13 protein-coding genes are annotated in these 12,551 nt (G+C 64.7%); 10 read left to right on the forward strand and 3 right to left on the reverse strand.

Translation table 11 applies throughout. The features are described from left to right. Window positions 1–26: 26 nt before the first annotated feature. The gene (locus V7E00_RS19525; protein WP_017503420.1) at window positions 27–392 is read left to right on the forward strand and encodes a hypothetical protein; all 366 of its coding nucleotides are present in this window, start codon (window positions 27–29) and stop codon (window positions 390–392) included. A 172-nt stretch (window positions 393–564) separates the two neighbouring features. Here V7E00_RS19525 and V7E00_RS19530 read toward each other — a convergent pair whose 3' ends face one another. The 3 genes from V7E00_RS19530 to V7E00_RS19540 all read right to left on the reverse strand — a co-directional run bounded on the left by V7E00_RS19530 (window position 565) and on the right by V7E00_RS19540 (window position 3,478). Continuing rightward, the gene (locus tag V7E00_RS19530; RefSeq protein ID WP_019368264.1) at window positions 565–2,418 is read right to left on the reverse strand and encodes a ParB/RepB/Spo0J family partition protein; all 1,854 of its coding nucleotides are present in this window, start codon (window positions 2,416–2,418) and stop codon (window positions 565–567) included. Between the two features lie 43 nt (window positions 2,419–2,461). Further along, window positions 2,462–2,653 (reverse strand): hypothetical protein, encoded by a 192-nt coding sequence (locus V7E00_RS19535; RefSeq protein WP_019368265.1) that lies wholly within the window; start codon window positions 2,651–2,653, stop codon window positions 2,462–2,464. A gap of 438 nt (window positions 2,654–3,091) precedes the next feature. Continuing rightward, entirely contained in the window at window positions 3,092–3,478 is a 387-nt protein-coding gene (locus V7E00_RS19540; RefSeq protein ID WP_019368266.1) for a MerR family transcriptional regulator, read from the reverse strand. A 73-nt stretch (window positions 3,479–3,551) separates the two neighbouring features. Here V7E00_RS19540 and V7E00_RS19545 point away from each other — a divergent pair, with 73 nt between their 5' ends. The 9 genes from V7E00_RS19545 (at window position 3,552) to V7E00_RS19585 (ending at window position 12,548) form a co-directional block, all read left to right on the forward strand. Beyond that, the gene (locus V7E00_RS19545) at window positions 3,552–4,202 is read left to right on the forward strand and encodes a cation transporter (RefSeq protein ID WP_053556561.1); all 651 of its coding nucleotides are present in this window, start codon (window positions 3,552–3,554) and stop codon (window positions 4,200–4,202) included. 65 nt (window positions 4,203–4,267) lie between these two features. Next, window positions 4,268–4,564 carry a hypothetical protein gene (locus tag V7E00_RS19550; RefSeq protein WP_019368268.1) on the forward strand — a complete coding sequence of 99 codons (297 nt, stop codon included), beginning with the start codon at window positions 4,268–4,270 and terminating at the stop codon, window positions 4,562–4,564. Between the two features lie 60 nt (window positions 4,565–4,624). Then, on the forward strand, window positions 4,625–5,902 hold the full coding sequence (locus V7E00_RS19555) for a TolC family protein (protein WP_333574288.1): 1,278 nt from the start codon (window positions 4,625–4,627) through the stop codon (window positions 5,900–5,902). Next, complete coding sequence (locus V7E00_RS19560) at window positions 5,902–7,080, forward strand: efflux RND transporter periplasmic adaptor subunit (protein ID WP_004212877.1); 1,179 nt, start codon at window positions 5,902–5,904, stop codon at window positions 7,078–7,080. The genes V7E00_RS19555 and V7E00_RS19560 overlap by 1 nt, the downstream gene beginning before the upstream one ends. A gap of 3 nt (window positions 7,081–7,083) precedes the next feature. Next, entirely contained in the window at window positions 7,084–10,329 is a 3,246-nt protein-coding gene (locus tag V7E00_RS19565) for an efflux RND transporter permease subunit (protein ID WP_058805469.1), read from the forward strand. 53 nt (window positions 10,330–10,382) lie between these two features. Continuing rightward, the gene (locus tag V7E00_RS19570) at window positions 10,383–10,871 is read left to right on the forward strand and encodes an SRPBCC family protein (RefSeq protein WP_019368191.1); all 489 of its coding nucleotides are present in this window, start codon (window positions 10,383–10,385) and stop codon (window positions 10,869–10,871) included. Further along, window positions 10,868–11,242 carry a hypothetical protein gene (locus V7E00_RS19575; protein ID WP_333574289.1) on the forward strand — a complete coding sequence of 125 codons (375 nt, stop codon included), beginning with the start codon at window positions 10,868–10,870 and terminating at the stop codon, window positions 11,240–11,242. The genes V7E00_RS19570 and V7E00_RS19575 overlap by 4 nt, the downstream gene beginning before the upstream one ends. Window positions 11,243–11,287: 45 nt before the next feature. After that, a complete protein-coding gene (fliE, locus tag V7E00_RS19580; RefSeq protein WP_333574290.1) occupies window positions 11,288–11,629 on the forward strand; it encodes a flagellar hook-basal body complex protein FliE in 342 nt (113 codons plus the stop codon). A 31-nt stretch (window positions 11,630–11,660) separates the two neighbouring features. After that, entirely contained in the window at window positions 11,661–12,548 is an 888-nt protein-coding gene (locus V7E00_RS19585; protein ID WP_333574291.1) for a bestrophin family protein, read from the forward strand. Window positions 12,549–12,551: the final 3 nt, after the last annotated feature.

Raw genomic sequence — 12,551 nt, forward strand, 5'->3', positions numbered from 1 at the left:
GCGAAATAGCAGAACGGGGAAATGGAATGGATACCTTCAACGCTGGCGTCCAATATAACGATTTCAAGGGGACTGTTGCGGCGGACATTTCCGACAACGTGGCGCTTGCCGATTATCTGGTGTCCTTGGGGAAGGCCGAAAGTGACGAGCGTGTCGTAGGATTCAGGATCGCTTCCGGAGAGAACCGGGGCACCCCTGTGACTGACGTGTCGCTGGTGGCATACCTCCTTCGATCTGCTGAATTTGAGCCTGCTCCGGCAGCGGTGCGCGCCGTCGAGGTGCGCGTTACGCCAGGAGAAGCCCTCGCCTTCTTCAAGCGCTTCGACCTCGTGGCGACGCGGCGCGGCGTGGATTTCAGCGGCACGCACGTGGATGGCCCACACTACGACTGAGGCTATAACTTAGCCGCAATCGCGCCGCCCGTCCCTTGTGGGCGGGCGGCGCGCGCTGGCCTGCAAGGGCAGCGGGCGCGACAGCCATGCGGGGCATGGCTGTCGCGCTGGCGGCGAGGGCGCTGCTGAGACAGAGGGAAGGGGGCCGATTATCACCGGCCCCCCGATCAGATCAGGCCATTTCATCGTCGGCAAATTCGCCGCGCTCCATGTCGTCGTCCTCGATCCCGTCACCGTCCATGTCGGTGTCGAAATCCTCCGGGTCGGCCTCGGGCTGATCGAACGCGCCAATCTTCATGGGGGCAGGTAGCCACCCTCCCGGAAGCCGTCCCGACACATTGACGGCAAGATCACCCTTCTTCTTGATGGTCGCGCAATTCTCGGCGCTGGAAGCACCGCATTCCTCGCGCAACAGGTCGATCATCGCGGCTCGTCGCATCTTGTCGAACAGTGCGATGGGGGCGGTCCAACGGGCTGCGATGTCCACGCCGGTCGCGCGCGCGATCTGCTCGAAATGGTGATGCCGACTGCCGGGGGAGCCACCCGCGAACACAGTGCCGTCAACGGTCATGGCGACAAGGCCCGCCAGCAATGCCATCTTGTCGTCGCTGGTCATGGCGCGGATTGCGTCGAACCGGCCTTCGGTGGGGATCGATGCGAAGCGGGTCGCCATCACTTCCTCGACGGGGCGAACGTCGCTCGTTGCCATAAGCTCGTCGGCCACATCGGTCGCGACCGTCTTGGCCTGAACCTCAAGGGCCATTTGGTAGCTGTGCGCGCCGTGGAGCAACTGGCCTGCAAGGCTGTCCAGCATGATGTCGAGCGCCAGCGCCGGGTCGGCCGCGACGGCTTCCTGCACGATCTGCGTCTTGATGCGGGTCAGGTCCGCGAACAGGCTGTTGCTATAGAGGGGTTGGGGTTCACCGCTGCTCGCTTTGGGCTTCGCCTCGGCCTTGGCGCGATAGAAGCTCTTGCCGAGCGAACCGTCATGCGAAACCCATAGCGCCACGCCCCCGACTGCGACCTGCTCCGCATTGAACGCCCGCATTCCTTCGGTGATGGTGTCGCGCTCGTCGGACAGCGGCTCGATGCCGTCGCTATCTTCGCCCTCGGCCTCGGCAATCGCCTCGATTTCGGCATCGATGGCGGCAAGCCGCGCCACCTCGTCCTCGGTCGGCTCGCGGGTGGCCGGATAGATGCTGCCCTTCATGTAGAGATCATAGGGCCGTTCCAGCGTGGCGCGGACCTCGTGCCAACCGATCGCTCGATATTCATCCGCAATGCCGTCCAGCTTTTCTTCGGCCAGTTCCTGCACAAGCTCGGGCTGGTCGGCAAAGCCCTCCGCTCCTTGGCTGAACAGGTCCACCGTGATCGTCCCGCCCTTCGCCTCATAGGCATCGCGTCCGACGAAAAGAAACGCACCGCTGGTGGTGTCCACCTTCTCCGTGGTGAGCATCCGCCGGATGGTGTGGGCGTGACCATTCGCCGCCTTGCAGACCTTGATCTGCTGGTCGTGATCCTCGGTGAGGGTGAGCGCGCGCGCCGCCTCAAGCGACAACTGGTCCTTGGCGATCAGGTCGATCAGCGTGGGTGCGAGCGCGGAAAGGCGAAGCATCTTGTAGACGAAGCTGACTGCCTGACCGAACCGGGCTGCGATTTCCTCGGCGTCCATGCCAGTGTCGCGCAGTGCCGCAAAGGCGCGGATGCTGTCGGCGGGGTGCATGTCCTCGCGCTGGAAGTTCTCCGCGAGCGACAGTTCGATGGCCTCTTCCTTGGTGCGGACCTCGACGGGGAAGGTGTCGCTGTTCTTGATCCGCTTGCGCTTCGCCAGTTCCTTGAGGCCCCGATAGCGCCGCCCTCCGGCGAACACATAGAACAGGCCCTCGTCCTCGTAGGCGACAAGGTTCTGCAACAGGCCGTGCGCGGCAATGTCGTCGGCCATCGCTTCCACGGCGGAAGGCTTCACGCGCCGCTGATTGAGCGGGGAAAGGCGAAGCTGCGACAGCTTGATGGTGGTGATACCCATGATGAAACTCCTGTGATCTGTGGTGTCGATTGGGGGGAAAGGGTCAGCCTTCGAGGCTTGCCAGCTCGTCGAACTCGGCTGATGCGCGGGACGCGGCGTCGCCTGCATAGGTCGCGCCGGATCGTGGATAGAAGAACACGCGGTCGCCTTTGGCGTAGGGGGTGCCGTCTGCACTGGTCCCGCCCACCTTGGCCCGTTTCCAGTAGGGATCGCCCTTGTATCGGGTGTAAGCCATTGTCCTTTCTCCTTCTTCCTGCGGCTGAAAGCCGGTTGCCGCAGCAACCGGGTCTGCCTCTCCGGCGAGGAGCGGGATGGGGAGGGAGGAGGAAAATCGATGGCCTTGGCGCGGGCAGGCCGCCCTAGCGCGGCCGACGCCCATCTGGGCGTCGGGTGCCGCGCTTGGCGGACAACACGGGGGCGTCTATTTTCCTTCGGGAACGAAAGGGCAGCAGCCCTTGTTGTTCCCCGCGCTGGCGGGCCTCCGGGGGAGGGCCGCGGCGCTAGGCGAGTGAAGTCGCGCCCATCGGGCAGCGGCGACAGGTGTGCCATGTGGCACACCTCACGCGAGGATCGTTACCCTTTGGGCCGAGACGCCGGCACGGTGGCTCGGTCGGCGTACGCCAGGGCGCCGATAGAGCCGTGCCCGGCAGGGTCGCGCCCGACTTGGTTTGGTTCAATGCGACAGGGCGTCGATAACCTTGCATTCGGCAACGATGCTGGCGTTGCAGGTGTCACCCCACTGCGCGATTTCCGACCTCAGCGCTGTAAGGTCGGCCAGCTTGCGATCGATTTCCGCGATGTGGACCGCAGCTATCTGGTCGGCCTCGGCACAGGAACCGCGCGGATCATCTGAAAGCCGCAGGAGCGCACGAACCTGATCCAGGGTGAAACCCAGATCACGCGAGCGTTTGATGAACGACAGGCGATCAAGGTGCGAGCGATCATAGAGTCGATAGTTGCCACCGCTACGGATGGGAGCGGGAACCAGCCCTTCTGCCTCGTAGAAACGGACCGTCTCTATCTTCAACCCAGTGCGCTTTGCGATCTCACCGATTTTCATCGCCGAACCTCTTGACCCTCTAGTAGGATGAGGGTTCATATAGGGCGTCTGATCCACGAATCGAGCTTCGATAATGGCAGACGCATGTTGCTCATCAAAACGCGACACGATCGCGGAACTTGGTCGCAAGGCCGAGCAGCGCCGCGTGCTCATCATCGTGATGCTCATCAATCTCGCGATGTTCGTGGTCGAGTTTGGCGGCGGCGTCGTCGCGCGTTCCTCTGCCTTGATGGCGGATTCGGTCGACATGTTCGGCGACGCGGTGGTCTATGCGCTCAGTCTCTATGCATTGCATCGGGGTGCGCGCTGGGAGGCGGGGGCAGCACTGGCGAAGGGTGGCATCATCCTGGCTTTCGGCGTCGCGGTCATTTTCGAGATCGCTGACAAGATTGCGAACGGCGTTCCTCCGGCATCGGGCTTGATGCTCGGGGTTGGCAGCGCCGCGCTGGTTGCGAACCTAATCTGCCTCGCGCTGCTCTGGCGCTTCCGTCGTGAGAATGTGAACATGTCGAGCACGTTCGAGTGCTCGCGCAATGATGTCGCGTCAAACGTCGGGGTTCTCGCGGCTGCCGGATTGGTCGGCCTGACCGGCTCGGCTTGGCCGGACATCATCGTCGGCGGGTTGATCGCCGTGATCTTCCTGCGCTCGGCATGGCGCGTGCTTGGGGAAGCCTGGCCGGCATGGCGTGCCGCGAAGGCACCGGCTCGCGAGTTATTGCAATGACATGGAAACCTCTCCGTGGTAAGGGCGGGTTCGTGCGAGCCTTTTTGCCTCTCCTGACATGCCTGATGCTGGTCCTCACCAGCTTCTCCGGCATGGCTCATGCCGCCGATCTGGCGGGGGGAAGCATCGCGGGCGTCGAGTTCACAATCCATACCGATGGCGACATCGATCAAGTGCCATCGGATTCGGACAAGAATGTCCCGCATCATCACAATTATTGTCACGGACACGACGTCGGCGCGCCTGCGCGCACGACGATGGAATATACCCCCGTCCTCACAGTGCCCAAGCCGACAATCTCCGCCTCTGCGTCGCTCGACGGCCGCACCGGCATGGTCCATTTGAGGCCCCCCCAAGCCTGACGTCCGATTTGGGCGTGCGTTGGCGCGCCCCTGTCGATCATCGTCAGGAGTCCTATTTTCATGCATCGTATCCTCTCGGCCATGCTGGCCGCAGCGTCGTGCGCCACTATGGCGCAGGCGCAGGTCGGACCGTCCGCGCCTTTTGCGCAGGACGCGCCGGTCTACACGCTTGACCAAGCGGTCAGTGCAGCGGGCGGTTCGGCCCCTGCTGCCGAAGCGGCGACAGCCGCGGTCGATGCGGCCCGTGCGGGCCGCACGGTCGCCGGACTGCGGCCCAACCCGGTTGTCCAAGGCCAGGTTGAGAATGTCATCGGCTCGGGGCCGTATCGTGGGGTCCGCAGCGCGGAATCCACGGTCGGCTTTGCGATCCCGATCGAGCTAGGCGGCAAGCGCGGCGCCCGCGTCGCGGTCGCCAATGCGCAATTGTCCCGGGCCGAGATCCAGGCCGCGATCATCGCGGCAGATGTCCGGCTTCAGGTGACGCAGCTTTATGTCGAGGCGGTCGCGGCCGATCGCCGGGTTACAACAGCCCGCGACCAGGCCCGGATCGCCAGCGACGCGCTGCGGGCCGCGAGCGTTCGCGTGCAGGCGGGGCGGGCCTCCCCGCTCGAGCAACAGCGCGCAGATGTCGCGCGCATCAATGCCGACGCCAATGTGGAGCGGCAGCTTCGCTTGGCGGAGGCGGCGCGGGCCAATCTGGCGCGCCGGATCGGTCGACCGATTGACGGTGCGCTCGATGACACGCTGCTCGATCGCCTGCCGGGGGCGAACATTTATGGGCCGGTGGCACCGGTCGAGGCGACCGGCACGCTCGCGCTGGCGGCGGCGAACGCGGATTTCTCGATCGCGGAAGCGGGCGTGCGGCTTGCGCGCGCCAATCGCGTCCCTGACCTCAATGTCGGGCCTGCGATCCGCCGACTGGAAGCGACCAATGACATGGCGGCGGTGTTCACCGTGTCGATCCCGATCCCGGTGTTCAACAATGGTCGCGCGGCGATCGCGCAGGCGACCGCGCAGCGGACGCAGGCGGATGCACAACGTCGCGTGACCGCGCTCGACATCGAACAGGCGATCACGGACGCGCAGGCGCAGGCGGCCAATGCCGCAACGACGGCTCGTGCGGCGTCGGGGCCGGCGCTGGCGGCTGCACAGGAGGCGGCCCGCATCGCGCGGATCGGTTATCGCGAGGGCAAGTTCGGCCAGCTCGAATTGCTCGATGCGGAACGCACACTCGCCGAGACGCGGGTCGCCGCGATCGATGCGCTTGCCAAGTACCAGAATGCCCGCGCGCAAGTGGAGCGACTGACCGCTCGTGCGCCCAATGGGGGGAGTCAGTGATGAAGAGCTTTTATCTCGCGGGCGCGGCGTCGCTCGCCCTGCTCTTGGCTGCCTGCGGCGGCAAGGATGGCGGAAACGAGGCAACTGCCGAAGGCGCAGCTGCCAATGAGACGGCAGCGGGCACGGAAAAGGGCGGTGCTGAAGGCGGTCATGCCGGTGAAGGCGTCGTCACATTGGGTGCCGACCAGATCGCCACAGCGGGCGTCCAGGTCGGACGGCCGATCATCGGCGGGGCCGGGACGATCGAGCTGCCCGCGATCATCGAGGGCGACCCACAGGGAACGCAGGTCGTCTCGGCCGCAATTGCGGGACGCGTGGTCGCGCTCACCCGTAACCTCGGCCAATCGGTCGGACGCGGCCAGACCATTGCGGTCATCGAAAGCCGCGAGGCGGCGCAGATCAAGGGCGAGGTCGAGGCGGCGCGGGCGCGGCTTCAGCTCGCTAATTCGAACCTCGCGCGCGAACAGCGGCTGTTCGCGCAGAGAGTCTCCCCTGAACAGGATCTGATCGCCGCCCGCACAGCGGCGACGGAGGCGCGGATCGCCCTGACGCAGGCGCAGAGCATGGTTTCGGCGGCGGGTGTCGGCGGCGGCGGGCTCAACCGGCTCGGCATTGCCGCGCCGATCTCGGGCCAGATCATTGCGCGCCCCGTGACGCTGGGACAAACGGTCGCGGCGGATGCCGAACTCTATCGCATCGCCAACCTGAGCCAGGTGTCGATCGCGCTTAATCTCAAGCCCGAGGATGCGGGCCGGGTGCGTCCCGGCAATACGGTGCTGGTGAAGGCGGCAGGCCGTCAGGCGACCGCCCGCGTGACCTTCGTGTCGCCGGCGCTTGATCCGCAGACGCGGCTCGTGCCTGCGCTCGCCACCCTCGACAATCGCGGTGGCGAATGGCGGGTCGGCGAGCCTGTGACGGCAGCCGTGCAGCTCACGGGCAGCGGCGGCAGCGGGGCGGTCCGCGTGCCGACGACGGCGGTCCAGAGTTTCGAGGGCAAGTCGGTCGTGTTCGTGCGCACGCCCACCGGCTTCAAGGCGACCCCGGTCCAGCTCGGCGATGCGTCGGGCGACACGGTGATCGTCCGGTCGGGCCTGACCGGCAACGAACAGATCGCCACCACCGGAAGTTTCACGCTCAAGGCCGAGATCGGCAAGGGCGAAGCGAGCCACGAGGATTAAGCCATGATCGCCCGTATCGTAACCTGGGCGGTCGAGAAGCGCTGGCTAGTCCTGCTCCTCACCGTCATCGTCGCCGCCATCGGCGCCTTTTCCCTCTACCGGCTACCGATCGACGCGGTGCCGGACATCACCAACAATCAGGTCCAGATCAACGTCCGCGCGCCTGCCCTCTCGCCCGAGCTGGTCGAGAAGCAGGTGTCGTTTCCAATCGAAACCGCGCTCGCCGGCACCCCCGGCCTAGAATATACGCGCTCGTTGAGCCGCAACGGCTTCGCGCAGATCACGGCGGTCTTTTCGGACGCGACGGACATCTATTTCGCCCGCCAGCAGGTGGGCGAGCGTCTGCGGGGCGTGCAAGAGAATCTGCCCGACGGCGTGAACCCTGAAATGGGTCCGATCGCGACAGGCCTGGGCGAGGTGTACATGTACACCGTTCGTCTCGATCATCGCGAGGACGACAAGCACAAGCCCGGTGAACCGGGCCAACAGCCCGATGGCAGCTACATCACGCCAGAGGGCGAGCGACTGACGACCGAAGAGGACAAGGCGACCTACCTGCGCACCGCGCAGGACTGGATCGTCACGCCGCTTCTCAAGAACACTCCGGGCCTCGCCGGCGTCGACTCGATTGGCGGTTACGCCAAGCAGTTCCTCGTCGTGCCCGATGTGCAGAAGCTGGCTTCACTCGGCATCACCTTGACCGACCTGGGCAACGCGCTGGAGCGCAACAACACCAGCGTCGGCGGTGGCTTCGTCAATCGCAATGGCGAAGGTCTGGCTGTTCGCTCGGATGCGCTCGTTCGCAATGCCAGCGAGTTGGCCAGGACCGTGATCGCGACACGTAACGGCGTGCCGATCACGGTCGAACAAGTCGCGACTGTGAAGACGGGTCAGGCGATCCGCATGGGTTCGGCATCGGAGAACGGTACCGAAGTCGTCGTCGGCACGGCGATCATGCGGATCGGCGAGAACAGCCGCATCGTGTCGACCGCGGTCGCTGAGAAACTGAAGACGATCAACGCTTCGCTGCCTCCTGACGTCGTAATTCAGCCGGTGCTGAACCGCACCGAGCTGGTCAATTCGACGATCAAGACGGTCGCGAAAAACCTGTCCGAAGGCGCGGTGCTGGTCATCGTCGTGCTCTTCCTGCTGCTCGGCAACTTCCGTGCGGCCCTGATCGCGGCGTTGGTCATCCCGATCACCATGATGCTGACAGGCTTCGGGATGCTGCGCGCTGGGGTCTCGGCCAATCTGATGAGCCTTGGGGCTTTGGACTTCGGTCTGATCGTCGACGGCGCCGTCATCATCGTTGAAAACGCGCTGAGGCGGCTTGCCGAACAACAGCATCATGAAGGTCGCTTGCTGACCGTCAAGGAACGGCTTGCGACCGTGGCAGCCGCCGCTCGCGAGATGATCCGCCCCTCGGTTTACGGGCAGGCAATCATCATCCTCGTCTACGTACCGCTGCTCACGCTGACCGGCGTGGAGGGTAAAACGTTCGGACCGATGGCGCTGACCGTCATCATCGCGCTCGCCTTCGCCTTCATCCTCTCTCTCACCTTCGTGCCGGCGATGATTGCGATCTGGCTGTCGAAGAAGGTCGAGGAGAAGGACGGCCGCATCATCACGTGGCTGAAGAAGCGCTACGAACCCGGTCTCGACCGGGCCATGAAGCGCCCGACGCTGACGATCGGTGCGGGTGTGGGAAGCCTTGTGGTGGCGGCGCTTGCTTTCACTACGCTCGGCTCGGTGTTCCTGCCGCAGCTCGACGAAGGCGATTTGCTGATCCAGTCGCTCCGCATTCCGGCAACGTCGGTCCAGCAGAGCCAGGCGATGCAGGTGCCGATCGAGCGGATGATGTCGAAGCAGCCGGAGGTGCAATTCGTCTATTCCAAGACGGGCACCGCCGAGCTGGCGGCCGACCCGATGCCGCCGAACGCGACCGACATGTTCGTCATCCTGAAGCCGCGCAAGGATTGGCCGGATCCTGAGCTTCCCAAGGAGGAGCTGGTCAGCCGGATCGAGGGTAATCTCGCGAAGATTCCGGGAAATGCCTACGAGATCACCCAGCCCATCCAGATGCGCTTCAACGAGCTGATCGCCGGCGTGCGCGGCGACATCGCGGTGAAGGTGTTCGGGGACGACTTCAACCAGATGAACCGGACGGCCGAGCAAATCGCGGCGGTGCTGCGCAGAACGCAAGGCGCAGCGGACGTGAAGGTGGAGCAGACGACCGGTCTTCCCATGCTCGACATTCGCGTCAACCGCGACGCGATGGCGCGGTTGGGCGTTACGGCTCAGGATGTGCAGGACACCGTGACTGCGACGATCGGCGGGCGAACATCGGGCCAGATCTTCGAGGGCGACCGTCGCTTCCCCGTGGTGATCCGCCTGTCGGAGGCGCAGCGTGCCGACATCGGCCTGCTCCAACAGGTGCAGGTGCCGGTGGCAGGCGGCGGCTATGTACCGCTGTCCAGCGTCGCCGAGATCAAGGTGGTCGATGGTCCGAACCAGATCAGCCGCGAGAACGGCAAGCGGCGCGTGGTGGTGCAAGCCAACGTGCGTGGCCGCGACGTCGGATCCGTCGTGGCGGATGCGCAGGCGGCGATCGGCAGCCAACTCCGGCTGCCTGCCGGCACCTATCTCGAATGGGGCGGCCAGTTCGAAAACCTGCAATCGGCGAGCGAGCGGCTGAAGCTGGTCATTCCGGCTTGCTTCATCTTGATCCTGCTGCTCCTCTACGGGGCGTTGGGATCGGTCCGCGATGCTGCGATCGTCTTCACCGGCGTGCCATTCGCGCTGGTGGGCGGCGTCCTGCTGCTCTTCTTGCGAGGCATGGACTTTTCGATCTCGGCGGCGGTGGGCTTCATCGCCCTGTCGGGCATCGCGGTCCTCAACGGCCTCGTGATGGTCAGCTCGATCCAGGATCTGATCCGGTCGGGGCTATCGCGCGAAGAGGCGGCCCATGTCGGCGCAATGCAGCGCCTGCGGCCCGTCGTCATGACCGCGCTCGTCGCAAGCCTCGGCTTCGTGCCGATGGCGCTTGGCGAGGGGGCGGGCGCGGAGGTGCAGAAGCCATTGGCGACCGTCGTCATCGGCGGCCTGATCTCGGCGACGCTGCTGACGCTGTTCGTGCTGCCGACGCTCTACGCCCGGTTCGGGCAGAAAGTGATCGAGAAGCCCGAGCACTACAATGAGGAGCATGAAGGGGACGACCACGGTCAGACCTTCGTGAACAACTTGGCCTGATGGGTGAGCGGGGCGATCCGCGATCGCCCCGCTCATCTCTGGGAGATGGGGATATGCCTCGCACCATAACCAGCTCGATGCTTCACGGCTGGCCACTGCGCATCTGGTCGGCGATCACCGATCCGGATCATCGTCGGGCTTGGAGTCCGCTCGTATTCCTCGACAACCCGTGCCAGCTTGGCGAGACGGAATGTACCTTCGCGATCCAGGGCATCACCCGGCCAATTCGGACGCCGGCCCGGGTCGATCAGTTCGACAAGCCGCGCGCCTTCGCTTGGTCGTGCGGCATCCCTTATCTGTTCACGCTCGAAGAGCGGTACGAGCTGGCAGGGGACGATGGTGGCACCAGGCTAACACATAGCTGCACGCTGCGCGGGGCGCTGTCTCTGCCGTTCGCGGCGATGATGTTGCGTCGTCTGCGGTCCCTGATGATCGAGGCTGACGATCGCCTTGCAACCTATCTGCGCTGGCGGGTGGGTCAGCCTGCCCGTGGGATCAATCGTCAGCGCGTCCCCTCCCGCTACAGGAGGAAGGCGCGATGATGCCGTTGAAGCGGGTACTGCCCGCCCTCATCCTCGTTGTCGGGCTGGCGGCTTGCACGGAAAGCAAGCCGCCAGCCCCGCCAACGGAGCAGCAAATCCATTCGTCCGACAGCGCCGTGGCGACCGGGGAAATGGGGCGCCATCCCTATCGCTGTTCCGACGGGGAACCGCTGTTCGTCGACTACAAGGACAACGGCCTGCAGATCGATTTGCGGCGCTCCAGCAGCGCCGTGCCCATGACGCTGACCGCGCCAGCGCAGGGCCTCCAATATGTCGGCGAGACAGCCACCGCGACCTTCAAGGGGTCGCAGCTCACCATCGTGGAAGGCGAAGGCCGCACGCGGATCTGCGAACGGGAGGGCACCCGATGAACCGTCATGTCTTCCGACACGTCGCACCGCAACGGGAGAGAAACGATGTCTGACACGTCGATCTCGAATGTGATGGCCATTCGCGCCGAAGTAATCGCGCGAAGCCGCGCCTTGCGCGAGGCGCAGCCGACGGCACCGCCCGGCGTGACGCCGACCGCTCCAGCCTCAACCTTTGCCGACACGCTCAACGCCGTGGTGGCGAAGGTCAACGAGGCCCAGGAGCAGGAGGATGTCGTCACCGAAGCATATGAACGGGGCGAAACCACCGACATTGCAACCGTCGCGCTCATCCAGAGCCGTGCGTCCATTACTTTCGAGGCGACGCTGCAAGTCCGGAACAAGCTGCTGTCTGCATATCGAGACATCATGAACATGCCGATCGGATGACGATCGCGAAGATAACTAAGGCGGTATTGGTATGATTGTCGGCACGAGGCCACGATTTAGACAGATCATTATCGAGGTTTGGAAGCCCCTCACGATCCTGTTCGTGTGGGACGTGGCCGTGACGGCATTCCACATGATGACCCCGATCAAGGAACCGCCTTTGCCGACGGCGCTGTTCGGCACCGCGATCGCGCTGTTCATGGGGTTCCGGACCAACGCTGCTTATGCGCGCTGGTGGGAGGCGCGAACCCTTTGGGGCGCGCTGATTAATGCGTCGCGCAGCCTTGCCCGGATCACGCGCAGCCTGACCAGGGGCGAACCCCAAGGCAGTGAGATGCGGGACGATATCATCCTGCACCAGATCGCCTTTGCGCACTCGATGCGCTGCCAGCTCCGTCGACAGTCGCCCTATGAAGAGATTGCCCGGGTCGCCGGCTCTGACGTCGCCGACAGGGCGCTCGCTCGCACAAACCCTGCCAACGCGCTCTTGGAGGACATATCGTGCATCTACTCCGACGCGCTCGCGGAAGGGCGGATCAACGCCATCCAGCAAGCGACTGTCGAGCGCGTCCTGATCGACATCGCCAATGCGCAGGGCGGCATGGAGCGGATCAAGAACACGCCGCTGCCCAATGGCTTTCGGTTCTTCCCGAACCTCTTTACGCGCGTGTTCTGCATCCTGCTCCCGATCGCGCTGGTCGAATCCTTGGGCCTCGCCACGCCGATCGGATCGACGCTGATCGGACTCGTCTTCCTCGCGGTGCTGAGCATCGGCGAAGATCTGACCGATCCGTTCGCTAACAGCGTCCACGATGTCCCACTCACGGCCATGTGCCGCACGATTGAGATCGACCTTCTCCAGACGGCGGGGCTGCCAGCCCCTGAGCCGCTGACTCCCGATCACGGCGTACTGTGGTGATGG

The sequence above is a fragment of the Sphingomonas sp. genome (assembly GCF_036731925.1).
Classification (GTDB): Bacteria; Pseudomonadota; Alphaproteobacteria; order Sphingomonadales; family Sphingomonadaceae; genus Sphingomonas.

Excerpts from the sequence above, each read along its gene's own strand:
- V7E00_RS19550 (WP_019368268.1), top strand. The coding sequence starts at position 4,268 with ATGCTGGTCCTCACCAGCTTCTCCGGCATGGCTCATGCCGCCGATCTG.
- V7E00_RS19530 (WP_019368264.1), bottom strand. The coding sequence starts at position 2,418 with ATGGGTATCACCACCATCAAGCTGTCGCAGCTTCGCCTTTCCCCGCTC.
- V7E00_RS19555 (WP_333574288.1), top strand. The coding sequence starts at position 4,625 with ATGCATCGTATCCTCTCGGCCATGCTGGCCGCAGCGTCGTGCGCCACT.
- V7E00_RS19540 (WP_019368266.1), bottom strand. The coding sequence starts at position 3,478 with ATGAAAATCGGTGAGATCGCAAAGCGCACTGGGTTGAAGATAGAGACG.
- V7E00_RS19545 (WP_053556561.1), top strand. The coding sequence starts at position 3,552 with ATGGCAGACGCATGTTGCTCATCAAAACGCGACACGATCGCGGAACTT.
- V7E00_RS19565 (WP_058805469.1), top strand. The coding sequence starts at position 7,084 with ATGATCGCCCGTATCGTAACCTGGGCGGTCGAGAAGCGCTGGCTAGTC.
- V7E00_RS19560 (WP_004212877.1), top strand. The coding sequence starts at position 5,902 with ATGAAGAGCTTTTATCTCGCGGGCGCGGCGTCGCTCGCCCTGCTCTTG.
- V7E00_RS19575 (WP_333574289.1), top strand. The coding sequence starts at position 10,868 with ATGATGCCGTTGAAGCGGGTACTGCCCGCCCTCATCCTCGTTGTCGGG.
- V7E00_RS19570 (WP_019368191.1), top strand. The coding sequence starts at position 10,383 with ATGCCTCGCACCATAACCAGCTCGATGCTTCACGGCTGGCCACTGCGC.
- fliE (WP_333574290.1), top strand. The coding sequence starts at position 11,288 with ATGTCTGACACGTCGATCTCGAATGTGATGGCCATTCGCGCCGAAGTA.
- V7E00_RS19535 (WP_019368265.1), bottom strand. The coding sequence starts at position 2,653 with ATGGCTTACACCCGATACAAGGGCGATCCCTACTGGAAACGGGCCAAG.
- V7E00_RS19585 (WP_333574291.1), top strand. The coding sequence starts at position 11,661 with ATGATTGTCGGCACGAGGCCACGATTTAGACAGATCATTATCGAGGTT.
- V7E00_RS19525 (WP_017503420.1), top strand. The coding sequence starts at position 27 with ATGGATACCTTCAACGCTGGCGTCCAATATAACGATTTCAAGGGGACT.